The following is a 25,358-nucleotide window of genomic DNA, read 5'->3' as shown; positions in this document are numbered from 1 at the left end:
GCCTTTTGTCAGTCTATGATACGACGAATCGGTATCGGGACTCATCGATATTAGGTAACAATGCGCGGGATGAATACTAAGATTTAGATCTAATGTTAATTTAATGTTTAAAGTGAGTGTCATATCACGGTGATAACGCGAAATAGCTCACAAAAATACACGCTTACGTGGTCTTTGCAACACAAAATAGCGCCGTTTGGCAAACTGAAGGGTTTATTGCTGAATGCCTGCTCCCCTCTGGCTCGAGGGGAACAGAATGCGCTGCTTAGAGGATTTCCAGCAGTTCGACTTCAAACACCAGGGTGCTGAACGGAGGAATAGACGCGCCAGCGCCACGCTCGCCATAAGCCAGTTCCTGCGGGATAGTCAGTTCCCATTTAGAACCTACCGGCATCAGAGTCAGTGCTTCAATCCAGCCGGGGATCACGCCGTTAACCGGGAATTCAGCCGGTTCGCCACGGGCAACGGAGCTGTCAAATACAGTACCGTCGATCAGTTTACCGGTGTAATGAACGCGAACGCGGTCGGTACGTGCCGGAATTGCGCCTTCGCCCTGATTAATCACGCGGAATTGCAGGCCAGATTCGGTGCTGTTCACACCCTCTTTTTTGGCGTTTTCTTCAAGGTATTTCACACCTTCGGCAGCCATCGTCTGGAAACGCTGACGACGAACAGCATCGGCACGTTCGTGGATTTCACGTAGCGCACGGTGCACCACATCAACCGGAACAGCCGGATGTTTGCCTTCCAGCGCATCAGCAATGCCTGCAACCAGTGCTTCTGGCAGTAACCCTTCCAGACCAGATTCACTCAGTTGTTGCCCTACCTGCAAACCAATGCCGTAGCTTGCTTGCGCTTCGATGGTATCAAAAGTTGGGGTGGTCATCGTATTTCCTTTCTTAGGGTAAAAAGTAGCGGGCAGCATATCAGCCACACAACTTTGGGTAAAACTTTGTCGCGGGAATGATGACAAATCACGGGGAAAAAGAAACAATAGCAATATCCCGTATGAATATAATAAAAGCGGGTTTACCACGGACATCATAGCGTTAGCTTATTCATAGGCTATGATTGAGGAACAAGACGCGGAGCAGGAGGAAACCATGCCCGGGCGCTTTGAACTAAAACCAACCCTGGAGAAAGTCTGGCACGCGCCGGACAATTTTCGCTTCATGGACCCGCTGCCGCCGATGCATCGTCGGGGGATCATTATTGCCGCCATTGTATTGGTGGTCGGTTTTCTACTTCCGTCTGATGATACGCCCGACGCGCCGGTGGTGACGCGTGAAGCGCAACTGGATATTCAGTCGCAATCCCAACCGCCGACGGAAGAACAACTGCGGGCGCAATTAGTCATCCCACAAAATGATCCCGATCAGGTGGCACCGGTCGCCCCTGAACCGATACAGGAAAGTCAGCCTGAAGATCAGCCGCAAACCGCACAAACACAACCTTTCCAGCCAGATAGCGGAATTGACAACCAGTGGCGCTCTTACCGTGTCGAACCCGGCAAAACGATGGCGCAACTGTTCCGCGACCACGGTCTACCCGCCACTGATGTCTATGCAATGGCGCAGGTAGAAGGCGTGGGTAAACCGCTGAGTAATTTGCAAAATGGGCAGATAGTGAAAATTCGCCAGAACGCCAGCGGCGTGGTGACGGGCTTAACCATTGATACGGAGAATAATCAACAGGTTCTGTTTACCCGCCAGCCAGATGGCAGTTTTATTCGTGCGCGGTAGATGAAGGTTCAAGCAGAAGCCAGCTAAGGATCGTTTCTTTAATGACCTTACGTCTGGCTTCCAGCGCTTGCGGTGAAACCATGCTGATGTGATAAACCAGGCCAAGCGTATGCTGGTTGATCAAATAATATCCTCCAAGCGCGGCAATATTGATATTCACCTGCAACGGGTCGATATCAGGCTTAAAAATATTGAGTTTCTTCCCTTCAGCCAACAAGGATTCCATTAACTGCAAATGCGCGTGGTTAATTTCCTGAAGACGCTGTGATTTTGCATAATGCACACCTTTGCTCTGGTTTTCACTATGCACAATTTTTAAAAACCAGGGATTAGCAATGTAATAATCCCAGGTAAAATCGATGATTTTTTCAATTGCTTTTTGTGGAGAGAGACCTGAAACATCAAGGGATTTTTCTTTTTGTCGAATATCATTCCAGGTATATTCCAGCACTTCGATAAATAAATTTTCTTTATTACCAAAGTGATGGTAAACCGTCTGTTTACTGCACTCCGCAGCCTTCACGATATTATCGACTCTGGCCCCTTCATAACCATATTCGGCAAATTCATTAACCGCACATAATAATAGTTTTTCCTTCAGGCTTTGTACGTTGCTGGTATCAAGATACATAACGCTTCCCCACGACCTCTTCAGGATTACTATCATAACCTGATTTGATTTCAGCTCCAGAAAAAAGGGCAAAAACTCGTACTTTCATCGAGTTATCAAATGCCCTGTGATCGCTATCGCAGATCAACCAACCAGATGGTTGATCTTTCTTTCCACACGTCGCAAGCTAATCGTCACTCAAGGAAACAATATTCAAAAGAGGGTTATTGTATGAAGTCCACTCGTCCCGTTGCCGTGATTACCGGAGCCGCACGTGGTATTGGAAAAGGCTGTGCGCTGGAACTTGCTCGTGGTGGTTTTAACCTGCTGATTAACGATCGCCCCGATGCCGACAGCGTAGAAAAATTACATGCCACGCAACAGGAATGTCTGGCAGAAGGCGTGGAAGTGATTTGCTTCCCTGCAGATGTTGGCGATCTCTCCCTGCATGAAGAGATGCTCGACGCGGCGCAAAACCAGTGGGGGCGTCTGGACTGTCTGCTCAACAACGCGGGGATTTCCGTGAAAAAGCGCGGTGACCTTCTCGACCTGGAGCCAGACAGCTTCGACCAAAACATTGCCATTAACACCCGTGCGCCGTTTTTCCTCGCTCAGGCATTCAGTAAACGCTTACTGGCACAACCGAAACCGGAAGCGGAGCTACCGCACCGCTCGATTATTTTTGTCAGTTCAATCAACGCTATCATGCTGGCGATGAATCGCGGCGAATATACCATTGCCAAAACCGCCGTTTCTGCCGCTGCTCGTCTGTTTGCCGCTCGCCTTTGCAATGAACAAATTGGCGTCTATGAAGTGCGCCCCGGCCTAATCAAAACCGATATGACCATTCCGGCAACGGCCTATTATGATGAACTAATTGCCAAAGGTCTGGTGCCGTGGGGACGCTGGGGTTATCCGGCTGATATCGCCTCCACAGTACGGGCAATGGCGGAAGGCAAACTGATTTATACCTGTGGCCAGGCGGTCGCTATCGACGGCGGCTTAAGTATGCCGCGCTTCTGAGGCTGAATCATGAGAGATCTGTTACAACGCCCGGATTTATTCAGCATTAATACCGCGACGCTGGGCTATAAAATGCCGCTACCCGCCATTATTGATGCCTGCGCCGCACGCGGTATCGGCGCGCTCGCCCCCTGGCGCAGAGAGTTGCAGGGCGAAGATCTCCAGCAGATCGCCCGCCAGCTTGCCGCCAGTAACATGAGCGTTTCCGGTTTGTGTCGTAGCACCTATTACACCGCGCCGACGCTGGCGGAGCGCAAACTGGCAGTAGATGATAACCGTCGGGCGCTGGACGATGCCGCTGCGCTGAACGCCGCCTGTTACATGCAGGTGGTTGGCGGGTTACCAACTGGCACAAAAGATCTGTATGAGGCGCGGGAACAGGTGAAACAAGGGATTCGCCAGTTGCTGCCACATTCGAAAGAAGTCGGCGTGCCAATTGCGCTGGAGCCACTGCACCCGATGACTGCCGCCGATCGTTCCTGTTTGTGTACGCTACGCCAGGCACTGGACTGGTGTGATGAACTCGATCCCGATGGTGAGTTTGGTCTCGGCGTGGCGGTGGATGTCTACCACGTATGGTGGGACCCGGAACTGGCCAGCCAAATCCTGCGTGCCGGAAAACGAATTCTCGCATTTCATGTTTCCGACTGGTTAGTGCCAACCACCGATCTGGTCAATGATCGGGGAATGCCGGGAGATGGCATCATCAATATTCCGTCAATCCGTCGCCTGGTTGAAAACGCCGGATTTAATGGCGCTATAGAGCTGAAAATATTCTCACCGTACTGGTGGCAGCAAGATATAAACAGCACGCTGGATATTAGCGTCGATCGCATCGCGCATTATTGTTAAGGAATGATCATGAATGACCAACCCGTTCTGTTCAGCAGAGCGGCGGCTTCCTGCCGTCTGACGTTGAACCGTGAAGATAAATGTCATGCCATTAATGAAGAGATGATTGAATCTCTCGATCATTATTTAAATGAAATTGAAAACGACACCACATTACGATTAGTCGAATTAACCGCAACCGGCGATAAATTCTTTTGTGCGGGCGGCGATATTAAATCATGGTCGACTTATTCTCCATTAGATATGGGCAGAAAGTGGATTAAACGCGGTAATGATGTTTTTAATCGCCTACGCAATTTACCGCAATTAACGGTTGCGAATCTAAACGGTCACACCATCGGCGGCGGTATTGAACTTGCCTTGTGCTGCGATATTCGTATCGCTCGCCCCAACGCAAAATTCTCTAACCCGGAAGTGATGCTTGGCATGGTGCCTGGCTGGATGGGCATCGAACGTGTGCTTAATCAGGTCGGTCCGGTGATTGGTCGCCAGATGCTGATGTTGGGTAAACGCCTGACGGCGCAGGAAGCCCTGGCGGCGAATTTGATTGATGAAGTGGTAGAAAAAGAACAGATAGAAAGCTGGATGGCGAATCAGTTAGCGCACCTGGAAAAATGTGGCCCGGTGGCGCTGGCGCATATTAAGCAACTGATTCTGGCGCTGGAAAATAAACATGCCGATTACTCACACCAGTTACTGGCGGGATTAATGTCCGCCACCCACGATTGCCAGCAAGCCACGCGCGCATTTGCCGAAAAAGGCAGCGTCAGCTTCCATAATCAATAAGGAAATTGTATGCGTAAGATAACAACCGCCGGGGCACTGGCGGCGCAAATTCAGGACGGCGCAACCATTGCCATTAGCGGTAACGGCGGCGGCATGGTGGAAGCTGACCATATTCTGGCAGCCATTGAAGCGCGTTTCCTGCAAACCGGACACCCGCGCAACCTGACACTAATCCACTCGCTGGGCATTGGCGATCGCGACAGCAAAGGCACTAACCGCCTCGCTCATGCCGAAATGCTCAAACGCATAATTGCCGGACACTTTACCTGGTCCCCCAAAATGCAGGAGTTGGTAAAAAATAACGCCATCGAAGCGTATTGCTTTCCTGGCGGTGTAATTCAGGCACTGCTGCGGGAGATCGGTGCCGGACGTCCTGGGCTTTTTACCCACGTAGGGCTGGGATCGTTTGTTGATCCACGCAATGGTGGCGGAAAGTCGAACGCTTGCACCACTGACGATCTGGTAGAACTGATTGAAATTGATGGCGAAACCAAACTCCGCTATCGCCCTTTCAAAGTGGACTATGCCATTTTGCGCGGCACTTATGCCGATCCGCGTGGCAACGTTAGCCTCGAAGAAGAAGCGATTGATATGGATAGCTATTCGATGGCGCTGGCAGCACACAACAGCGGCGGCAAAGTATTCGTCCAGGTGCGCGATGTGCTGGAAGCTGGCGCCATCGAACCACGCCGGGTCAAGCTGCCGGGGATTCTGGTCGATGGCATCGTTGAGCACCGCGAACAACCGCAAACCTATCTTGGCGGCTACGACCTGACAATTAGCGGTCAGCATCGCCGTCTGAGTTCTACCGGCGCTATTGAACTGGTTAGCCATCCGGTGCGCCGTCTGATTGCCCGTCGGGCGGCACGCGAACTGGTGGCTGGCGCTTCTACCAACTTTGGCTTTGGTATTCCGGGTGGTATTCCTGGGGTTGCACTGCGCGAAGGTGTTCCTTATCAAAGTTTATGGTTGAGTGTCGAGCAAGGCGTGCATAACGGCATGATGCTGGATGACGCGTTTTTCGGCTGCGCCCGTAACGCTGACGCGATTATCCCTTCGCTGGATCAATTCGAGTTCTACAGCGGCGGCGGCATTGATATTACTTTCCTCGGCATGGGCGAGATGGATCAGCACGGTAACGTCAATGTCTCACACCTGAACGGCAATCTGATCGGCCCTGGCGGCTTCCTCGAAATTGCACAAAATGCCCGTAAAGTGGTGTTCTGCGGCACATTCGACGCCAAAGGCAGCAAGCTCGACGTGACGCCAGATGGTCTGCATATCACCCAGTCAGGTCAAATACCCAAACTGGTTACTCAGGTGGAAAAAATCACCTTTAGCGCCGCTTACGCACAGCAAAGTGGTCAGGAAGTGCTGTACATCACCGAACGCGCGGTTTTTCAGTTAACGACAGAAGGTGTTGAATTAATTGAGATTGCCCCGGGCGTGGAGATTGACCGCGACATTCTGCCGTTCATGGCCTTCCGTCCGATTATCAGGCAGCCGCGTCTGATGGAAAGTAGCCTGTTTACGCCGATGGAGGACGCATGAGCCAGCCTGATGACGCCATCCTCGAGGCGCTGACGCACGTCACCTTTCCGAAAGGTTTTACGCCAGCAGAACCGCACTCAATTGTCACCGTGGAGGATGTTGATTACCCAACCTGGCAAGTTGATGCACTGGTCGTTGGTAGCGGCGCGGCTGGATTACGTGCAGCGGTTGAGCTGAAACGTCGCCAGCAAAATGTGCTGCTTGCTACCGCCGGGTTATACATGGGAACGTCAGCCTGCTCCGGTTCCGATAAACAGACGCTGTTTACCGCTGCTACTGCGGGCAACGGCGACAACTTCGCAAAACTGGCCGAGGCACTGGCGAGCGGCGGCGCGATGGATCACGACACGGCATATGTCGAAGCGGTCGGTTCCCTGCATACCTTTGGTGGGCTGCAATATCTTGGTCTGGAATTGCCGGAAGATCGCTATGGCGCAATTCTCCGTTATCAGACCGACCATGACGAAGCCGGACGCGCGACGTCCTGTGGACCACGCACTTCTCGCCTGATGGTGAAAGTGCTGCTGGAAGAAGTGCAGCGCCTCTCCATTCCACTGGTGACCAGTGCAACGGTGATTAAACTGCTGCATCAACGCGGTGAGAATGGCGAAGATCGCGTGGCGGGGGCTATCCTCGCAACCGGTTCCCGCGCCCATAACCCGTGGGGGCTGGCAATTGTGACTGCGCCCAATGTGGTACTGGCAACGGGCGGACCGGGCGAGCTTTATCGCGACAGTGTTTATCCGCATAAATGCTTTGGCTCGCTGGGGCTGGCGCTGGAAGAAGGTTTGACGCTAACCAATCTGACCGAAAGCCAGTTTGGTATAGGCACGCCGCGCAGCACGTTTCCGTGGAATTTATCCGGCACCTATGTGCAGGTGATCCCGTATATCTATTCTGTGGATACAGAGGGTAACGAGTATAATTTCCTTGCGGATTACTATCGCACTACCCAGGAACTGGCTTCAAATATCTTCCGTAAAGGCTATCAGTCGCCGTTCCACGCCACACGGGTGATGGATTTTGGCTCCAGCCTGCTGGATATGGCGGTGGCAAAAGAGCAGCAATCAGGCCGCCTGGTGTTTATGGATTTCAATCGCAATCCTGAAGCGGTGCCTGGTGATTTGCCATTCTCATTAGCGCGACTGGATGCTGACGTTCACGCGTATCTGGAAAACAACGGCGCGCTGGCACCATCGCCCATCGAACGCCTGCAACGAATGAATCCGCTGTCTATCTCGCTGTACCAGATGCACGGTTACGGGCTCACCACGCAACCACTGCAGTTCGCCATGAACAATCAACACATGAACGGCGGCATTGAGGTGGATATCTGGGGGCAAACCTCTCTCCCCGGCTGTTTTGCCGTGGGGGAAGTGGCCGGAACTCACGGCGTCACTCGCCCCGGCGGCGCAGCGCTGAATGCCGGGCAGGTTTTTGCTGTGCGCCTGGCGCGCTTTATTGGCTGTACGCAAATGCGGTCTGTTGAGGGAGATATCGCGCAACGGGTAGCTTCGCCCCTGACTACCGTAAGAGAGGTCATCACCCAGGCGCTGGCAAACGAAAACGGTATGACGCTGGCAACGGTGAAAGAAAAAATCCAGACGCGAATGTCTGATTACGCTGGATTTATTTGTCATGCCGATAAAGTTCGCCACGCCACCCGCGATGCCCTACTGTTGAGTGAATTTGCCCAGCAACACGGTTTAACCATCAACCACGCAGGCGAAGTTGCTGAATTATTTATGTGGCGGCATATGGCGCTGACCTCTGCCGCCGTTTTAACGCAACTCACACATTATATTGACGCAGGTGGCGGCAGTCGTGGGGCGCGGATGGTTATTGATCCGCAAGGCGAATGCCTGCCACAAACTCGTCGCGGCGCAAAAGAAGAATGGCGTTTTCGCTCTGAGCAAGCCGACGATAAAAATCACAAATTAACGATTCAATATTCACAAGGTTCTTTTATTACCGAAGTTAAGTCTTTACGCAAACAACCGCATATTAACGGTATTTTCTTTGAAAAAAACTGGCCAGATTTTCTGAATGGAGAGATTTACACACAATAATTTTTAATATGTTCTCTGTACCTGATTTTATTACCTATTACACGGAAATACCAACAACCAGGGTTTATTAATATAATTAAAAGGTTTAAACATGAATAAAATAAAGAATTATCGGTGGCATATGATTGCCCTCGTATGTTTTATCACTGTAATCAATTATCTGGACAGAACTGCATTAGGTATTGCGGCTCCAACCATTATGGAGACCACTGGAATAACCAAAGAGCAATATTCATGGATCGTCAGTGCGTTCCAGTTGGCCTATACATTAGGGCAACCGGTGATGGGTTTCTTTATTGATACCGTTGGTCTGAAATTAAGCTTTGCGATTTGCGCCGCAATCTGGGGTCTGGCGACAATGGGTCATGCACTGACCGGAACATGGTCAGGTCTGGCATTTATGCGCGCCCTGATGGGGTTCAGCGAAGCATCGGCAATTCCGGCGGGTGTTAAAACAGCATCAACATGGTTCCCGGCAAAAGAGCGCGGTGTGGCTACGGGGGTTTTCAATATGGGAACTTCACTCGGTGCAATGCTTGCGCCACCGCTGATTGCCTGGTGCATTATGTTTCATAGCTGGCAATTTGCGTTTATTGTCTCGGGTAGCCTTGCTTTGCTCGCGGCTATATTTTGGTTCTTTTGTTATAAAGATCCGAAAGATGCCAAACGCCTTTCTGATGAAGAGCGTCAATATATTGAATCAGGACAAGAGCAGCATCTTAAAACAGGTAAAAAAGAAAAAACGTCAATCAAACATATCCTCAGCCAACGTAATTTCTGGGGTATCGGCATCGCGCGTTTTCTCGCAGACCCGGCATGGGGAACCATTAATTTCTGGGTGCCTATATTCTTCGTTGAAACGCTGCATTTTAGCCTGAAAGAAATTGCCATGTTTGTCTGGCTACCTTTCCTGCTGGGCGACCTCGGCTGTTTAGCCAGCGGTTTTGTGGCGAAGTTCTTCCACGATCGCGGCGTGAGTTTAATTAACTCGCGAAGAATTACCTTCACTATTGCTGCGGTCATTATGATGACAATCGGCCTGGTGAGTATTGTCGAAAATCCCTACATTGCCGTATTGCTGATTAGTATTGGCGCGTTCTCGCATCAATGTCTTTCTACTGTTGCGGCAACACTGGGCGGCGATTTGTTCAAAAAAGATGAAGTTGCCACCGCCGTTGGTATGGCGGGTGCCTGTGCGTGGAGTGGTCAGTTGATTTTCAACCTGTTTATCGGGGCATTCGTTCACATTATCGGCTTCGCGCCGTTCTTTATTGCTCTGGCTTTCTTTGACATCCTGGGGGCAATTGCGCTGTGGGCGCTTATCAAAGTCAAAGATGAAGAACCGCACGTACAATTAGCTACGAGCTAATATTTAAGATGAGTGCGCTGTAATTATGGTTATGGCGCTTCAACAATAAAGCAAAACGCCGGCACATGGCCGGCGTTTTTACGTCTCGTTGAATAACGAATTATTCAGCTACTACGTTTACGATCACTTTCGCGAATACTTCGCTGTGAACCTGGAAGCTTACTTCGTGTTCGCCAGTGGTACGCAGAACGCCGTTCGGCAGACGAACTTCGCTCTTAGCCACTTCAACGCCTGCTGCAGTTACAGCGTCAGCGATGTCGCGAGTACCGATGGAACCGAACAGTTTACCTTCGTCGCCAGCTTTAGACGCGATGGTAACAGTTTCCAGTGCATTGATTTTCTCAGCGCGAGCATTAGCTGCTGCCAGAACTTCAGCCAGTTTAGCTTCCAGTTCAGCGCGACGTGCTTCGAAGAATTCAATGTTTTTCTTGGTAGCTGGAACAGCTTTACCCTGTGGTACCAGGAAGTTACGAGCGTAGCCCGCTTTAACATTTACCTGATCACCCAGGCTACCCAGGTTTGCTACTTTATCAAGCAGAATAACTTGCATTACCTTATCCTCTCAAAGTCGTATTAATGGACCGTGACCGATTACTGATGGCGATCAGTGTACGGCAGCAGGGACAGGTAGCGAGCGCGTTTGATAGCGCGAGCCAGCTGACGCTGGTATTTTGCACGGGTCCCGGTGATACGGCTTGGGACAATCTTACCGCTTTCGGTGATGTAGTTTTTCAGCGTAGCGATATCTTTATAGTCGATCTCTTGAACGCCTTCCGCGGTGAAACGGCAGAACTTGCGACGACGGAAATAACGTGCCATATGGCTAGTCTCCAGAATCTATCAATTCAATCTGCTCGGCATGCAAAACCATTTTGCTCAGACCGTTCTTTGCCTTGTGGCATGAAATGAACCCCTGAACGGTTATGCGACTGCCGACCGTTATACTGTGAGTAATGGCCTGGTTTTCGTGTCCGCTAATAATAACGGGCATTTGGCACCACGCCTGCCGATGAAAACCGGCTTCCTCCTGCACAGAACGATGCTCAAGCACGAACTGGCAGTGAGGAATTCCTGATGGACTGACCTTTCGAAGGGGCATCCTGCACACGGTGCCGGACAACACCAGACGGTTGGTCATCAGAAATTACTCTTCAGAATCCCCAGCTTCAGCATCATCAGCGGTTTCGTTTGCGAAATCATCGCGACGCTCACGGCGCTCGTCTTTCGCTTTAACCATCGGAGATGCTTCGGTAACGGCGTGCTTAGTACGCATTACCATGCTACGGATAACGGCGTCGTTGAAGCGGAAGGTAGTTTCCAGCTCATCGATCACTTCCTGCGGCGCTTCAACGTTCATCAGAACGTAGTGAGCTTTGTGCAGTTTGTTGATCGGGTAAGCCAACTGACGGCGGCCCCAGTCTTCCAGACGGTGGATCTTGCCTTCTGCACCAGTGATGGCAGCAGTGTAGCGCTCGATCATGCCCGGAACCTGTTCGCTCTGGTCAGGATGGACCATAAAAACGATTTCGTAATGACGCATCGAATTGCTCCTTACGGATTATTCAGCCTCCTGTCTGGGTCAGCCGCAGCCCATGGAGGCAAGGAACGTGTTAAAGGGCGGCTGAAAAATGACGCGTTATAGTACTGGTATACCCCGCTAAACTCAAGGCCAGCCGACAAATAATTCTCATCTTTCGCTAAATCGTACTAACCCGCTGATTTGAAGTTCATCACATACCATTACGGTGTTTTTTTGAACAACTGCATCAGAAATGGTCACCATCAACTTCTTTATCATTGATTAAAATTAAATCAGAAGATCATCACAGAGGAGCGCATACAAAGACAGCCGTCGAGGAGGTATTTATGTTCAGTCGTGTTTTAGCCCTTCTGGCTGTGCTTTTGCTAAGTGCAAATACATGGGCAGCCATTGAAATCAATAACCACCAGGCCAGAAATATGGATGATGTGCAGAGCTTAGGCGTGATTTATATCAATCATAACTTTGCCACTGAAAGTGAAGCACGTCAGGCATTAAACGAAGAAACCGACGCGCAGGGCGCAACGTACTACCACGTGATTCTGATGCGGGAACCGGGGAGTAACGGCAACATGCACGCCAGCGCGGATATTTATCGCTAGCACCAGGTATAACCAACGAAACATTGTCATAGTTTGCATTGCCCCCTTCACCGGGGGCTTTTTTATGAAAAACGGCTGCGGAATCAGACCAGTTATCTCCCGAAGAAGGATATTTCCGCAGCGCGTGTTTTACTTCTGCCCGTAATAAGCGTTGGGACCATGCTTACGCATAAAGTGCTTATTCATCAGATAACTATCGATGGGATTCAGTTGCGGGTTAATGCCGCGCGCAATCCACGCCATTTTCGCCACTTCTTCCATCACCACCGCATTATGCACCGCATCATGAGCGTCTTTACCCCAGGCGAACGGCCCGTGCTGGTAAACCACAATCCCTGGCGTATGCAGCGGCTCGGCATCGCCCAGCGTTTCGATGATCACTTTGCCGGTGTTCAGTTCATACTCGCCCTGCACCTCTTCTTCGCTTAATCCGCGCGTACACGGAATATCGCCAAAGAAATAGTCAGCGTGTGTGGTGCCTAACGCCGGGATCGCCATCCCCGCCTGCGCCCATGCGGTGGCATGGGTTGAGTGGGTATGCACGATTCCACCGAGAGATGGATAACGACGGTAAAGCTCGAGATGCGTTGCAGTGTCTGACGATGGACGATACTGCCCTTCCACCACATTGCCACTCATGTCAACCACCACCATATCGTCCACTTGCATGGTTTCGTAGGCGACGCCGCTGGGCTTAATCACCACCAGCCCGCGTCCGCGATCAATGGCGCTGACGTTGCCCCAGGTAAAGGTCACCAGTCCGTAACGCGGCAGATCCATGTTGGCTTCAAATACCTGCTGTTTCAGCTTTTGCATTATGCGGCCTCCACCATGCCCGCTTTGGCCATGCGCGCTTTCACCCAATCACGCGCTTTCGCCACTTCTGCCGCCGGGTCTTCCGCCGTTTCGCTCCACATCTCAATCAGATAAGGCCCGCAATAACCACTCTGTTTGAGCGTTTCAAAGCAACGTTCGAAGTCCACCACGCCTTCGCCAAACGGCACATTTTTAAAGACGCCCGGTTTGGTGTCTTTCACATGCACCGCGACGATGTGCCCTATTCCAGCCTGTAATTCCATCTGCACGTCGTTATCCCACGCCGACAGGTTGCCGATATCCGGATAGAGCTGGAACCACGGGTTGTTGAGATAGTGTGCATAGCCCAGCGCCTTGCTGATGGAGTTCATCAACGGGTAATCCATGATCTCCATCGCCAGCGTCACCTGCGCACGGCTCGCCATCTCAACACTCTCTTTCAGCCCTTCGCGAAAACGACGACGCGTTTCGTTATTGGCTTCCTGATAGTAGACGTCATAGCCCGCCAGTTGGATCACGCGAATGCCGACATCCTGGGCGAACTGGATAGCTTTACGCATAATCTCCAGCCCCTGCGCCCGCACTGTGTCATCTTCGCTGCCCAGCGGAAAACGACGATGGGCAGAAAGGCACATGGACGGTACGCGCACGCCAGTTTCAACAATCGCATTCACCAGCGTCAGACGTTGCTCGCGGCTCCAGTCAAGGCGAGACAGGCGAGCGTCCGTTTCATCTACTGACATCTCAACAAAATCGAAGCCCAACGTTTTTGCCAGTTGCAACCGTTCCAACCAGCACTCCCCGGTGGGGAGTGCTTTTTCATAGATGCCAAGCGGGATTTGTTTGGACAACATATCCGCTCCTTAGCCCCACAGTTGGGCGATGGAACGTTTGAACTGACGCGCAGCTTCAACCGGAGACGCGGCATCACGGATGCTACGACCAGCGATAAAGACATGAATCGGAATACCTTTGAACAGTGGCAAATCTTCCAGCGCCAGGCCACCGGTAATGGTTACTTTGAAGCCCATATCAGAAAGGCGTTTGATCGCAGCGATATCTGATTCGCCCCAGCCTACACCGGCTGCTTGCGCATCACGGCTGCGGTGATACACCACCTGCTGGATGCCCGCTTCACGCCATGCATCCGCCTGTTCCCAGGTCCAGAAACCAGTCAGCTCAATCTGTACGTCGCCGTTAAACTCTTTTGCCACATCCAGCGCGCCTTTGGCGGTGTTGATATCCGCACAGCAAATCACGGTGACCCAGTCAGCGTTGGCTTCAAAGCACATACGAGAAAGGATTTTGCCCGCATCAGCAATTTTGGCGTCTGCCAGCACAATCTTGTGTGGATAGAGTGCTTTCAGATCGCGCACCGCACGCACACCTTCCCCCATACACAGAATGGTGCCCACTTCGATAATATCGACTTCTTCAGCAATCAGACGAGTGGTTTCATAGGCGCTATCCATAGTCTGGTTGTCCAGCGCGACTTGCAACATGGGTAATGACATCTTCAATTCCTTCTTAAGCAGCCGCGTTGGTGCGGTCAATTAAATCCAGTACTTCCTGCTCGGTACGGCAGGCGCGTAAACGGTCGAAATTCTCTTCATCTTCAAACAGGTTGACGATTTGCATGATGCCCACTTCCTGATGAGTATTGGCATCGACTGCCGCCATCGTGATGAGGATATCCACCGGGTCGTTATCTTCGTGGTTGAACTCCAGCGGCTTTTTCAACGTCACCAGCGCAAAACCGGTTTTCTTAACCCCCTCTTCCGGGCGTCCGTGTGGCATTGCCAGGCCTGGCGCGAGCACAAAGTACGGGCCGTGCTGTTCAACCGCATCCAGAATCGCCTGGTAGTAACGCGGCTCAACAACATCCGCCGCCACCAGCAGGTCAACGCCAATTTTTACCGCGTCCTGCCAGGTCTCTGCTTCTGCCTGCAAACAGATAGATTTATTTTCTGCCAGCGAATCACGTAATTTCATGGCGCGTCCTTACTTCATGTCCTGCGGGAAATGTTCTTTGATCACTTCCAGCAGTTTCGGGCCAAAGTCTGTGGGTGAGAGCATGTTGCGCACGCCAACCACATATTTGTTGCCGGTAACAGTGATTTCGCCCGCAATATGGGTAGAAGCGATGATGATATCCGCGCCGCTCAACTCGCTTTTGTACTCGCCAACCGCGCAGCTATTTACCGTGTGGTCAATGTTTGATTGGGTTAAAAACTGGTCCACTTTCATTTTCATGATCATGGAACTGCCTTGTCCGTTGCCACACACAGCCAGAATACGTACGGTCATAATCAAAACTCCTTATTAAGCAGACTGTTCTGCCAGTTGTTTTTCTGCATCTTCTTCTGCGCGCAGCGCGCGGCCAGCGAAGTACATATAAGCCAATGCAATAACGATGATGACGGCCATAAAGGCGATACCGATGGAGAAGAAGCCCTGCATCATCGGCGGTGCCAGAATCGACCAGTCCGCCATGCCCATCCAGGCACTCATACCGGTGAGTTTCACCGCCCAGACGCAGCCAAAGATTTCAATCATCCCCATCACCAGACAAATCTTCAGCGCCGCACGCCAGCCGCCGAAGTGGTTCGCGAATACGCCGATGGTGGCGTTGGAGAAAAACATCGGGATAAAACCAGGAATGATCAGAATCGCGGAACCGCAGGCGACCAGAATACCAACCGCTATTAGTTGCCCGATGGTGCCCCACATAAAGCCCCAGACCACGGCATTCGGCGCAAAGCTATAGATAGCCGCACAGTCAATCGCCAGAACCGCACCCGGGATCAGACGCTGGGAGATACCGTTAAATGCTTCAGAGAGTTCCGCGACAAACATGCGCACGCCCTGAGTAATGATGAAGATCGCCACCGCAAAGGAGAAACCGGTTTGCAGGATGTACACCACCCAGTTCACTTTGCCTGCCATCGCCTGCACGGTATCGATACCGAAAGAGAGCAGAATGGCACCAAAGAAGATGGTCATCACAATCGCCGTGGAGACGATGTTGTCGTGGAAAATGTTCAGCCAACCGGGCAATTTGAGGTCTTCAACGCTTTCCTCTTTTTTGCCCAAATACGGCGCGACCTTATAGGCAAGCCAGGAAGCAAACTGCTGTTGGTGACCGATGGAGAAACCGCAGCCGTCCGTCACTTCCTGAGTCGGCTTGTACATCATGTTGGAGGTGATGCCCCAGTAAAGCGAAACCAGAATCGCAGTGCAGATAATGGTAGTCCACATGGAGTAGCCGAAAATAAACAGCGTGACAGCTATCAGACCCGCCTGTTGGAACATGATGTGGCCGGTCAGCATGATGGTGCGAATACCAGTAATGCGACGCAGCAGCACGTAACAGATGTTTAGCGCCAGTGCCAACAACACCGCATAACCCACCCAGCTATAGGCATCGCCCATACGCTCAATAGTTGCCATCATCGATGCGTAGGTATCTGAAATCGCGCCATTAATGCCATAGACTTCCGACATTTTTGCCACCACCGGTTTAAAAGTGCTGGTCAGGATGCCGGACCCTGCTTGCAGCAACATAAAACCGATAATCGTTTTGATGGTGCCTTTGATAATCACGCTGACGCTTTTACGCAGCAGGATGTAGCCCAGGCAGGTCACAATACCCAGCAATAACGGGGCATTGGTCATGACCTGGTTAAAGAACACGGTAAAGATGCTGTAGAGGATCTCCATAACGATCTCCTGAAGAAGAGGTAACCGGGAATTCCGCACACCCGGAATGTTGTGCACTCACTCTAATTTTCAAAAATAATCACAACAAGATTATTTGTGATTAAATGTGACGCGGCACGCAAATAATTCCACATAGAAAGTATGGTGTTCACAAGACGAAACAATTACTCATTTAAATTCATTTAGTTAATTAAATTACGCACTCCTTTAAATCTTTCCATACTCAAAATCATCAACAACGCTTTCGGTGAAAAGTCAAAAAATGGTCATTGCCTTCCTGAAAAAACAGTGTCAGGATTAATCAAAACCAATCACACATTGATTCAAATTGAACTATCATGAAGGTAAATGGCGATGAGTAAAGTGAAAAGTATCACCCGTGAATCCTGGATCCTGAGCACCTTCCCGGAATGGGGTTGCTGGCTGAATGAAGAAATAGAGCAAGAACAGGTCGCACCAGGCACCTTTGCGATGTGGTGGCTCGGCTGCACCGGGATCTGGTTGAAATCGGAAGGCGGCACCAACGTGTGCGTCGATTTCTGGTGCGGTACTGGCAAACAAAGTCACGGTAACCCACTGATGAAACAGGGTCACCAGATGCAGCGCATGGCAGGGGTGAAAAAACTGCAACCGAACCTGCGCACCACACCATTTGTCCTTGATCCGTTTGCCATTCGCCAGATCGACGCTGTGCTGGCGACTCACGATCACAACGATCATATCGACGTGAACGTCGCTGCAGCCGTAATGCAAAACTGCGCCGACGATGTGCCATTTATCGGGCCGAAAACCTGTGTGGATTTATGGATTGGCTGGGGCGTGCCGAAAGAACGCTGCATCGTGGTCAAACCAGGCGATGTGGTAAAAGTGAAAGACATTGAAATTCATGCCCTTGACGCGTTCGACCGTACTGCACTGATTACCCTGCCTGCGGATCAAAAAGCGGCTGGCGTACTGCCGGACGGAATGGATGATCGCGCAGTGAACTATCTGTTCAAAACGCCGGGCGGTTCCCTGTATCACAGCGGCGACTCCCACTACTCCAACTACTATGCAAAACATGGTAATGAGTATCAGATCGATGTGGCGTTAGGATCTTACGGCGAGAACCCGCGCGGTATTACCGACAAAATGACCAGCGCCGATATGTTGCGTATGGGTGAAGCGTTAAATGCAAAAGTGGTGATCCCGTTCCACCACGATATCTGGTCAAACTTCCAGGCCGATCCGCAGGAAATTCGCGTACTGTGGGAGATGAAAAAAGATCGTCTGAAGTATGGCTTTAAGCCGTTTATCTGGCAGGTTGGCGGCAAGTTCACCTGGCCGCTGGATAAAGACAACTTCGAATACCACTATCCGCGTGGTTTTGACGATTGCTTCACCATTGAACCGGATCTGCCGTTCAAATCGTTCCTGTAATCTGTCGCTTTTACCGGATAGCGTGGAGATGTTCCCGCTATCCGGCGTAGTATTTCCTGGCTATTTCAAATATCATCTAAAAAAATCAAATTTTATCGGAATAGCTCATGACTGAAGCACAAAGACATCAAATCCTCCTGGAAATGCTCGCACAATTGGGCTTTGTGACCGTAGAGAAAGTTGTTGAGCGCTTGGGAATTTCGCCAGCTACCGCACGACGGGACATTAATAAACTCGACGAGAGCGGCAAACTGAAAAAAGTGCGCAATGGCGCGGAAGCCATCACCCAACAGCGTCCTCGCTGGACACCAATGAATCTCCACCAGGCACAGAACCACGATGAAAAAGTGCGTATCGCCAAAGCGGCATCGCAACTGGTCAATCCGGGCGAAAGTGTGGTCATCAACTGTGGTTCCACCGCATTCCTGCTCGGAAGGGAAATGTGTGGCAAGCCTGTGCAAATCATCACCAATTATTTACCGCTGGCAAATTACCTGATCGATCAGGAACATGAGAGCGTGATCATCATGGGCGGGCAGTACAATAAAAGCCAGTCCATCACCTTAAGCCCGCAGGGCAGTGAGAACAGCTTGTATGCCGGCCACTGGATGTTTACCAGTGGCAAAGGGCTGACGGCAGAAGGGTTGTATAAAACCGATATGCTAACAGCGATGGCAGAGCAGAAGATGCTGAGCGTGGTGGGGAAACTGGTGGTTCTGGTCGATAGCAGCAAGATTGGTGAGCGCGCGGGTATGCTCTTTAGCCGCGCCGATGAAATCGATATGCTGATCACTGGCAAAAATGCTAACCCGGAAATCCTGCAACAACTGGAAGCGCAAGGGGTCAGCATTCTGCGCGTTTAAAGATGCTGGCGGAAAAATTTCACCGCGGCATCTAACGCTTCTGGCGTAATGCGATGACGCACGCCTGGCTGCCATGAACAGGTTAACTGTTTATCCAGCCCCGCTTCTCTTAGTGCCTGCTGCAAACGTACTGATTCGTCGGCAGGTACGACATCATCATCAAGACCATGCCATAAGAGCAGTGGTCTGTTTCCCAGCTTTTCCAAGTGGTTTGTCGCTTCCCACTCCACCAGCGGAGCGATAATGTTATTAAATTCGCGCTGCTGCGCTGCCATTTCAGGTATCAGCGGTGGAAACAGTGAACGGGCAAGCGATGTGAAATAGCCCGATCCCATCATGCTGGCGGTACATTTCACCGTGGAGTGGCGAGCGGTAATTCCCAAGGCCGTCATCGCGCCCATCGATGCGCCGCCGACTGCCAGACGGTCATCAAGCAGCCAGTTTTCTTTAACAATAGCCGCACGTAATGGCGTAAATTCTTGCATATTTTGCCGCAATATTTGCCAGAACTGATTTAACCGTCGCGGTGTGTCGCCACTAAAACGGATACCGTGATCGGGTGCGTCTGGCATGATTACCCGCATACCGGCCTGTGCCAGCGCAACGGCAAAATAGCTATACACCAGACTGGATGAAGTAAAACCGTGATAAAAAATCACGCACGGTAACGGAGTTTCTTTTTGCCCAACGGGATAAGCATGTAGAACGGGAATATCTGCCAGTACGCGCGATTCTAATTCAATCATCTATTCCTCCTTTTTGTCTGGTATGACATGAAGAAATCCTTAGCACAAGTTTCCGCTGGCAGTATTAGTTCATAATGTTGAGATATGGGTTACGCTTTCACCACGTTTTCATTCGAAAATCGCGTACCAGGTAACAATTCGGGAACATTCCCCCAAAGTTAAATTAATAAGGCACTACACTATGGTTAGCAGGAAACGTAATAGCGTTGTTTACCGGTTTGCCAGTTTATTATTGGTGTTGATGTTAAGCGCCTGTAGCGCACTGCAAGGTACGCCACAGCCAGCGCCACCAGTAACGGATCATCCGCAGGAAATTCGCCGCGACCAAACCCAAGGGCTACAGCGAATTGGAACGGTAAGCACAATGGTCCGTGGCTCACCGGATGACGCATTAGCAGAAATCAGAGCGAAAGCTGCCGCGGCAAAAGCTGATTATTACGTCGTCGTAATGGTGGATGAAACCATTGTGACAGGACAGTGGTATTCACAAGCCATTTTGTACCGTAAATAAATCAGACAACTTATACAGTAAGCTTTACATTGCTTTGCGTCCCTATGCGTTTACCTGTGCACAATAAATTACCGGCTGGAAGCTCGGGCGTTTATTACCGCGATGGAATGCCCTGCAACATGTGGGGAAACGAAAAATGGAGCTGACGATGAAACAATTACTTGCCTCACCCTCGCTGCAATTAGTTACGTGTCCCGCGAGCGCCACGGCACAGTCTGCAGAATTCGCCAGTGCTGACTGCGTGACGGGCCTGAATGAAATAGGTCAGATCTCAGTTAGCAATATTTCAGGGGATCCGCAGGACGTGGAACGTATCGTGGCGTTAAAGGCCGATGAACAGGGGGCGTCATGGTATCGCATTATTACCATGTACGAGGATCAGCAGCCCGATAACTGGCGTGTACAGGCGATACTGTATGCATGAGTGTTATCAACAGCGAATGAACAATGCCGGATGCGGCGCGAGCGCCCTATCCGGCCTATAAATTCTATATATTTCATTAAGCGTAAACGCTTACAAACACACACCACCAGTCGCCCGCAGTAACAAATCATTCTGGATCTGCCCTGACAACCGCACACCACCGCGCGTATCTAACATCATCTGACACCACGCCTGCGCCATTGGCGGAGAAGCATATTTCAACATTTGCGCGCCACTACCCAGCAAGAATAGCTGATGAGTAATCTCTCGCCCCAGCTCTTCAGACGGTTTGCGCAGTTGCTGCTGTAAACGACGAACCGCGCGATCAAAATAGCGATCCTGTCCTTTCACTTCCATAAACGCTTCCGTCAATAACTCGTATACGCCAGCCTGCTTATTAAGAACGCGCAGCACATCCAGACACATAATATTGCCGGAGCCTTCCCAGATACTGTTCACCGGCATCTCCCGGTACAGCCGCGGCAACTCGCTCTCCTCGCAATAGCCAATACCGCCCAACACCTCCATCGCTTCGGCCACAAATGGGACGCCACTTTTGCAAATCACAAACTTCGCTGCTGGCGTAAATAAACGCGCCCACAGGGCTTCTTTAGCATCGGCACGCCGATCCCACGCCCGTGCCAGACGAAACAACAGCGCCGTTTGCCCTTCAAGCTGAAGCGCCATGCGACTTAAGACATGACGCATAAGGGGCTGTTCGATCAACGGATTGCCAAATACATGTCGTTGATGAGCGTGATAAATCGCCAGCGAAAATGCACGGCGCATCATGGCATGGCTACCCAGGGCGCAATCAAAACGCGTCATCCCGCCCATTTTCAGGATCAGGCGGATGCCTTCTCCCTCCTGGCCTAACAGCCAGCCGATAGCATCCTGAAACTCCACTTCGCAACTGGCATTAGAGCGATTGCCCAGCTTATCTTTCAGGCGTTCCAGGCGAATCGCGTTACGTTGTCCATCAGGCAAAAAACGCGGCACAAAGAAGCAGGACAATCCGCCCGTGGTCTGTGCCAGCACCAAATGCGCGTCGCTTTGCGGCACCGAGAAAAACCATTTATGCCCCACCAGCCGATAAGAACCATCGTCCAGACGCTCTGCCCTGGTAGTATTGCTCATCACATCAGAGCCGCCCTGCTTTTCTGTCATTCCCATGCCAATCAACAGACCGCGTTTTTGCCCGCCTGGCAGCAAATGGGAATCGTAGCGATCGCTCAACAGCGGCGTGGTCCAATCCTTGAATGGTGCAGGTAACATCTGCAATAACAATGGGGTGGCGGCAAAAGTCATGGTTATCGGACATAACGATCCGGCCTCAACCTGTGCGTGCAACATAAAACGCGCCGCGCGCGCCACACATGCGCCAGAACGAGCATCTTCCTCCCAGGCCAGATTGTGCACCCGATTGGTACATAGTGCCTGCATCAGCAAGTGCCATGCCGGATGAAAACGCACATCGTCCAGACGGCGTCCCTGAGCATCGTAGCGCAACAATTCTGGCGGATTCACATTCGCCAGTCGCCCCAGTTCAAGGGATTCAGCCGTCCCTAACTGCTGACCAATACTGGCGAGAAAATCACTATCCCAGCCCGCACCTTCACGTGTTACCGCTTCGCAAAGCGCGCCATCGGACAGGTATAGATTGCTGTTATTTAAAGGTATCGGTTGATTAAAAACGGTGTGAGTTTGCCAGTGCACTGTGTCTCCCTCCATCAATGGCAGTCACCATTAGTATGGTCACTGCCACGGATTCCTGACAGAAAGAGATTGCTAAAACATTCTTAACCCGCAATGTAATGCGGAACAAAACGCGAAGTATCTTTAGTGATCAGCGTGTTATCTTCGCGAATCCCCATACCGCACGCTTCATCATCGACAATCCAGCTACCAATCAATGTGTAGCTATCGCCAAAGCGCGGCAAAGGCTGAAAAGCCTGGTAGATCATCGGTTCATCGGCGTAATCACCCTCAGCATGGTCAACGACGTTGTTCTGACCGTCAAAAATGGTGACGTTACCGCCTTCCCGTGAGTAGATCGGTTTACGCACGTAGCTTTCGCCCGCAGCAATCTGCGGTTTCTCGCCCTCAAACCAGGATGCCAGAAGATTAGGATGACCAGGGAAAAAGCGCCACAATAGCGGCATTAACCCTTTGTTGCTCAAGATACTTTTCCATAATGGTTCCACCCATTGCTCACGACGCTTGCGCAGCAGCGGGCCGTTATCGTCACGCATCATCCACTCCAGCGGATACAGCTTAAACGCACGCTGGATGACGTTATCATCGAGATCGGTCAGCACACCGCCGACGCCCAGGCCGAGATCTTCAATATAGATAAACCGCGATTCCTGTCCTGCCTGCTGGGCGCAGTCCTGCAAGTACAGCACGGTAGTCCTGTCTTCGTCGGTATCCTGACAGCAACAAAAATAAAACGGTTCACGGCTATAAATCTCGCTAAAGCGCGAAATCAGACGCTCCTGAATGACATTGTACTGATCGGCGTCACGCGGAATAATGCCGCTGCGCCGGGCATCTTCCAGCCACAACCACTGAAAATAAGCCGATTCATACAGCGAGGTCGGCGTATCGGCGTTGTACTCCAGCAACTTCACCGGCGCATTACCACACCAGGCAAAATCCATACGGCCATACAGCGAAGGATCGCGCGCGCGCCAGCTTTCAGCAATTACATCCCAGTACAGCGGGGGGATCGCCAGTTGCGTCAGGATCTCTTCATTTTTAACCGCACGATCCACCACCTCAAGGCACATCTGATGCAGTTCCGCAGTCGGTTTTTCGATCTGCTCTTCAATCTGCCGCAGGGTAAAGCGATAAGCACGACTCTCATCCCAATAGATTTCATTGTCGATGATATGAAAGTCAAATCCGTTATCGGCAGCGATCTGATCCAGATCCCGCCGCACAGGAACGTTGTGTCTCAGCATGATTAGCCTCCCCAATGCCCACGGGCGCTGGAAGAACGACCATAGCCGCCGCGAGAAACGGTTGATGCTTTTCTGGTGGTAAAGCCGCCCGAAGAGTAAGACTCTTTTTTGCCAGAACCGGAGCGCCAGGAGTAATCACCGGAAGTGTTGCGCCAGACGGGGCGCGAAGCATAAGAGGAGCCGCCACTGTTATAAACAAACTGCTCATCGCGATCTTTACGAATAACCCGACTTAATAAAAATCCAGAAATGACCGGGAGCCAACTCTGTTCGACGTTGTCGTAATAGCAATTTTCGTACTTAGACTGACAATTCTGCTGAGTCATATTCTTCGGAACATCGGCATAAAATGCCGCTTTGGCGTTGTTCCAGCCATGAGCACAGATATCTGAATTATTACCGCCATCAATGCAATCCTGCACTGTCGAGTAAAACGTTCCGTCGCCGTCGTTATCGACATCGCCACTATCGCCACAACTTTTCAATACGAAAAAAGCGGCTCCCCCCATTAGCGCCAACGTTAAGTATTTATGTGCGTAGCGATTTCGCTGCGGCGCGAAGGGATTATTCGGTCGATTAATACGGCTGATGGCTCCGTGAGCTGGTTTACTGCTATTTCTTGATTTGCGTTTTCTGGCCATGATCGTCCATTACCATGTCATACAAGCTGCGTTAAAAATACCACCAGCCAGCGCGGCGGTTCCCATAAACATTCCTGCGGCGGTATTGTGATTAATAATTTTGTCGCTTAATGCGGGTATATAAAGTCTGACGCCAGAAAAAACGAGTAATTGAATCACCAGTGCGATCCCACCCCAGGCAAAATAATCAGGAATACTCACCGCATTGATTGCCGCACTGGATAATGGAATAACATAACCCAGCAATGTCCCGCTGAACGCCAATGACGCCGCGATATTATTGTTTTTGATTAACTGCCATTCATTATGCGGAGTAATTTTGGAATAGATAAACAGAAAGATAATCACCATAGCCACGCCAATAAAAAAATAGGCGCTAAAAGCAAGGAGTGAATCAAGAATATGCATTATAAACTTCCCTGTAATTAACCAATAATATGAAGTGATGTTAGTGGGATATCTACACCCAGCGCACGCGAAAATAACCACTCCGGTTCACCGAGTTCGTTAAAGGATTCCTCACCATTTAACAGCAAATATTCGTAAGTATCTTCGGTCACCTGTCGCTGGTAACCCATCATAAAGTTATGCACTTCCCATTTGGTATGGTTTTGATTTTCTATTTTTTCCAGCATGTAGACCGGCTCAATATTACCTGGTTCTTCGCTATTAAAAAATCGCTGCCAGCGTTTTTCCTGCCAGTTTAAGGTCATCATCCCCATTGCTTTGGCATTAATTGCCTCGCGCCAGTGGCTCTCTTTGCTGATACCGTAACTCTCTTCATAGACAAAGAGCTTGATATCATCAATGTCATCAATGTCTTCGCCGCCAGTGGTATTGATTTGCAGGAATTCATCACCGGAAGTGTAGTAACGGAATATCTGACTACCGCCCCCCAGATCGATGCGACTGGCTGCAGCTACAGTGTATTCTTCCCCCGGTAACGCAATCAGTAATTCATCTTCCAGTAAACGAAACGCTAACGTATCGAGCGTAAAACCATTATGGAGATGCAACCCCAGCGGACCACGAGCGACAGCAGGCTTATCATCATTGCCAAACAGGCGCTGGAAAAAACCAGACATATTTTACCCTTAAAATAGCTGCCAGC

Annotated in this window: 30 protein-coding genes; 12 read left to right on the top strand and 18 right to left on the bottom strand. The window is 50.8% G+C overall.

All coding sequences use genetic code 11. From position 1 onward, the window contains the following. Positions 1-265 precede the first annotated feature (265 nt). On the bottom strand, positions 266-886 hold the full coding sequence (fklB, locus tag C7B16_RS16090; RefSeq protein WP_000211229.1) for an FKBP-type peptidyl-prolyl cis-trans isomerase: 621 nt from the start codon (positions 884-886) through the stop codon (positions 266-268). A 217-nt stretch (positions 887-1,103) separates the two neighbouring features. Between fklB and ytfB the strand changes: the two genes are divergently transcribed. Continuing rightward, the gene (gene ytfB / locus C7B16_RS16080) at positions 1,104-1,742 is read left to right on the top strand and encodes a cell division protein YtfB (protein ID WP_001119463.1); all 639 of its coding nucleotides are present in this window, start codon (positions 1,104-1,106) and stop codon (positions 1,740-1,742) included. Here the strand turns inward: ytfB and C7B16_RS16075 are convergent. Then, complete coding sequence (locus tag C7B16_RS16075) at positions 1,726-2,373, bottom strand: TetR/AcrR family transcriptional regulator (RefSeq protein ID WP_107179899.1); 648 nt, start codon at positions 2,371-2,373, stop codon at positions 1,726-1,728. The genes ytfB and C7B16_RS16075 overlap by 17 nt on opposite strands. 210 nt (positions 2,374-2,583) lie before the next feature. Here C7B16_RS16075 and C7B16_RS16070 point away from each other — a divergent pair, with 210 nt between their 5' ends. The 6 genes from C7B16_RS16070 (at position 2,584) to C7B16_RS16045 (ending at position 10,002) form a co-directional block, all read left to right on the top strand. Next, positions 2,584-3,375 (top strand): 3-ketoacyl-ACP reductase, encoded by a 792-nt coding sequence (locus C7B16_RS16070; RefSeq protein WP_000843394.1) that lies wholly within the window; start codon positions 2,584-2,586, stop codon positions 3,373-3,375. Positions 3,376-3,384: 9 nt separating this feature from the next. Further along, the gene (locus tag C7B16_RS16065; protein WP_107179898.1) at positions 3,385-4,227 is read left to right on the top strand and encodes a sugar phosphate isomerase/epimerase family protein; all 843 of its coding nucleotides are present in this window, start codon (positions 3,385-3,387) and stop codon (positions 4,225-4,227) included. A 9-nt stretch (positions 4,228-4,236) separates the two neighbouring features. Continuing rightward, positions 4,237-5,013 carry an enoyl-CoA hydratase/isomerase family protein gene (locus tag C7B16_RS16060; RefSeq protein ID WP_105281570.1) on the top strand — a complete coding sequence of 259 codons (777 nt, stop codon included), beginning with the start codon at positions 4,237-4,239 and terminating at the stop codon, positions 5,011-5,013. Between the two features lie 9 nt (positions 5,014-5,022). Then, the gene (locus C7B16_RS16055; protein ID WP_001226987.1) at positions 5,023-6,564 is read left to right on the top strand and encodes an acyl CoA:acetate/3-ketoacid CoA transferase; all 1,542 of its coding nucleotides are present in this window, start codon (positions 5,023-5,025) and stop codon (positions 6,562-6,564) included. Then, positions 6,561-8,633 (top strand): FAD-binding protein, encoded by a 2,073-nt coding sequence (locus tag C7B16_RS16050; RefSeq protein ID WP_107179897.1) that lies wholly within the window; start codon positions 6,561-6,563, stop codon positions 8,631-8,633. Before C7B16_RS16055 ends, C7B16_RS16050 begins: the two co-directional genes overlap by 4 nt. Positions 8,634-8,724: 91 nt before the next feature. After that, positions 8,725-10,002: an MFS transporter gene (locus tag C7B16_RS16045; RefSeq protein ID WP_001033611.1), complete on the top strand. Its 1,278-nt coding sequence runs from the start codon at positions 8,725-8,727 to the stop codon at positions 10,000-10,002. A 100-nt stretch (positions 10,003-10,102) separates the two neighbouring features. Here C7B16_RS16045 and rplI read toward each other — a convergent pair whose 3' ends face one another. From rplI to rpsF, 4 genes are read right to left on the bottom strand one after another with little or no spacing between them, the layout of a single operon-like run. Beyond that, positions 10,103-10,552, bottom strand: coding sequence for a 50S ribosomal protein L9 (rplI, locus tag C7B16_RS16040; protein ID WP_001196062.1), 450 nt, complete (start codon positions 10,550-10,552; stop codon positions 10,103-10,105). A gap of 41 nt (positions 10,553-10,593) precedes the next feature. Next, a complete protein-coding gene (gene rpsR / locus C7B16_RS16035; protein ID WP_000135199.1) occupies positions 10,594-10,821 on the bottom strand; it encodes a 30S ribosomal protein S18 in 228 nt (75 codons plus the stop codon). A gap of 4 nt (positions 10,822-10,825) precedes the next feature. Beyond that, the gene (gene priB / locus C7B16_RS16030) at positions 10,826-11,140 is read right to left on the bottom strand and encodes a primosomal replication protein N (RefSeq protein ID WP_001517634.1); all 315 of its coding nucleotides are present in this window, start codon (positions 11,138-11,140) and stop codon (positions 10,826-10,828) included. Between the two features lie 6 nt (positions 11,141-11,146). After that, on the bottom strand, positions 11,147-11,542 hold the full coding sequence (gene rpsF / locus C7B16_RS16025; protein ID WP_001216676.1) for a 30S ribosomal protein S6: 396 nt from the start codon (positions 11,540-11,542) through the stop codon (positions 11,147-11,149). Positions 11,543-11,868: 326 nt separating this feature from the next. Between rpsF and yjfY the strand changes: the two genes are divergently transcribed. Further along, positions 11,869-12,144 (top strand): DUF1471 family protein YjfY, encoded by a 276-nt coding sequence (gene yjfY, locus C7B16_RS16020; protein WP_000492914.1) that lies wholly within the window; start codon positions 11,869-11,871, stop codon positions 12,142-12,144. Positions 12,145-12,273: 129 nt separating this feature from the next. Here the strand turns inward: yjfY and ulaF are convergent, their stop codons facing one another. The 6 genes from ulaF to ulaA are packed head-to-tail and all read right to left on the bottom strand — an operon-like array spanning position 12,274 to position 16,680. Beyond that, positions 12,274-12,960, bottom strand: coding sequence for an L-ribulose-5-phosphate 4-epimerase UlaF (ulaF, locus tag C7B16_RS16015; protein ID WP_001170833.1), 687 nt, complete (start codon positions 12,958-12,960; stop codon positions 12,274-12,276). After that, entirely contained in the window at positions 12,960-13,814 is an 855-nt protein-coding gene (ulaE, locus tag C7B16_RS16010) for an L-ribulose-5-phosphate 3-epimerase UlaE (protein WP_000949556.1), read from the bottom strand. The genes ulaF and ulaE overlap by 1 nt, the downstream gene beginning before the upstream one ends. A 9-nt stretch (positions 13,815-13,823) precedes the next feature. Continuing rightward, positions 13,824-14,474 (bottom strand): 3-keto-L-gulonate-6-phosphate decarboxylase UlaD, encoded by a 651-nt coding sequence (gene ulaD, locus C7B16_RS16005; protein ID WP_000056742.1) that lies wholly within the window; start codon positions 14,472-14,474, stop codon positions 13,824-13,826. 13 nt (positions 14,475-14,487) lie between these two features. Further along, positions 14,488-14,952, bottom strand: coding sequence for a PTS ascorbate transporter subunit IIA (ulaC, locus tag C7B16_RS16000; RefSeq protein WP_000776497.1), 465 nt, complete (start codon positions 14,950-14,952; stop codon positions 14,488-14,490). 9 nt (positions 14,953-14,961) lie between these two features. Continuing rightward, positions 14,962-15,267, bottom strand: a complete 306-nt coding sequence (ulaB, locus tag C7B16_RS15995) for a PTS ascorbate transporter subunit IIB (protein ID WP_000218363.1) — start codon at positions 15,265-15,267, stop codon at positions 14,962-14,964. A gap of 15 nt (positions 15,268-15,282) precedes the next feature. Then, entirely contained in the window at positions 15,283-16,680 is a 1,398-nt protein-coding gene (ulaA, locus tag C7B16_RS15990) for a PTS ascorbate transporter subunit IIC (RefSeq protein WP_001517632.1), read from the bottom strand. Between the two features lie 354 nt (positions 16,681-17,034). Here ulaA and ulaG point away from each other — a divergent pair, with 354 nt between their 5' ends. Beyond that, positions 17,035-18,099: an L-ascorbate 6-phosphate lactonase gene (gene ulaG, locus C7B16_RS15985; RefSeq protein ID WP_107179896.1), complete on the top strand. Its 1,065-nt coding sequence runs from the start codon at positions 17,035-17,037 to the stop codon at positions 18,097-18,099. Between the two features lie 107 nt (positions 18,100-18,206). Further along, on the top strand, positions 18,207-18,962 hold the full coding sequence (gene ulaR / locus C7B16_RS15980; RefSeq protein WP_107179895.1) for an HTH-type transcriptional regulator UlaR: 756 nt from the start codon (positions 18,207-18,209) through the stop codon (positions 18,960-18,962). Here the strand turns inward: ulaR and yjfP are convergent. Next, positions 18,959-19,708 (bottom strand): esterase, encoded by a 750-nt coding sequence (gene yjfP / locus C7B16_RS15975; RefSeq protein ID WP_107179894.1) that lies wholly within the window; start codon positions 19,706-19,708, stop codon positions 18,959-18,961. The two genes, ulaR and yjfP, sit on opposite strands and share 4 nt — an antisense overlap. 181 nt (positions 19,709-19,889) lie before the next feature. Here yjfP and bsmA point away from each other — a divergent pair, with 181 nt between their 5' ends. Continuing rightward, positions 19,890-20,219, top strand: a complete 330-nt coding sequence (gene bsmA / locus C7B16_RS15970) for a biofilm peroxide resistance protein BsmA (RefSeq protein ID WP_000254648.1) — start codon at positions 19,890-19,892, stop codon at positions 20,217-20,219. Positions 20,220-20,367: 148 nt separating this feature from the next. Continuing rightward, positions 20,368-20,643, top strand: a complete 276-nt coding sequence (yjfN, locus tag C7B16_RS15965; RefSeq protein ID WP_001517630.1) for a DUF1471 family protease activator YjfN — start codon at positions 20,368-20,370, stop codon at positions 20,641-20,643. 90 nt (positions 20,644-20,733) lie between these two features. On the opposite strand, the gene C7B16_RS15960 is transcribed toward yjfN, so the two are convergent. From C7B16_RS15960 to C7B16_RS15940, 5 genes are all read right to left on the bottom strand, one after another. Beyond that, a complete protein-coding gene (locus C7B16_RS15960) occupies positions 20,734-22,359 on the bottom strand; it encodes an isovaleryl-CoA dehydrogenase (protein WP_107179893.1) in 1,626 nt (541 codons plus the stop codon). 83 nt (positions 22,360-22,442) lie between these two features. Further along, the gene (locus C7B16_RS15955; protein ID WP_000943972.1) at positions 22,443-23,606 is read right to left on the bottom strand and encodes a glutathionylspermidine synthase family protein; all 1,164 of its coding nucleotides are present in this window, start codon (positions 23,604-23,606) and stop codon (positions 22,443-22,445) included. A 2-nt stretch (positions 23,607-23,608) separates the two neighbouring features. Next, on the bottom strand, positions 23,609-24,247 hold the full coding sequence (locus C7B16_RS15950) for a DUF1190 domain-containing protein (protein WP_107179892.1): 639 nt from the start codon (positions 24,245-24,247) through the stop codon (positions 23,609-23,611). Positions 24,248-24,256: 9 nt separating this feature from the next. Further along, entirely contained in the window at positions 24,257-24,655 is a 399-nt protein-coding gene (locus C7B16_RS15945) for a DUF350 domain-containing protein (protein WP_001517628.1), read from the bottom strand. A 17-nt stretch (positions 24,656-24,672) separates the two neighbouring features. Next, positions 24,673-25,332: a YjfK family protein gene (locus C7B16_RS15940; protein ID WP_001517627.1), complete on the bottom strand. Its 660-nt coding sequence runs from the start codon at positions 25,330-25,332 to the stop codon at positions 24,673-24,675. Positions 25,333-25,358 lie beyond the last annotated feature (26 nt).

Source organism: Escherichia sp. 20412-1 (assembly GCF_003027595.1).
In the GTDB taxonomy this organism is placed as follows: domain Bacteria; phylum Pseudomonadota; class Gammaproteobacteria; order Enterobacterales; family Enterobacteriaceae; genus Escherichia; species Escherichia marmotae.
This window is presented reverse-complemented; position numbering and strand designations above follow the sequence as displayed.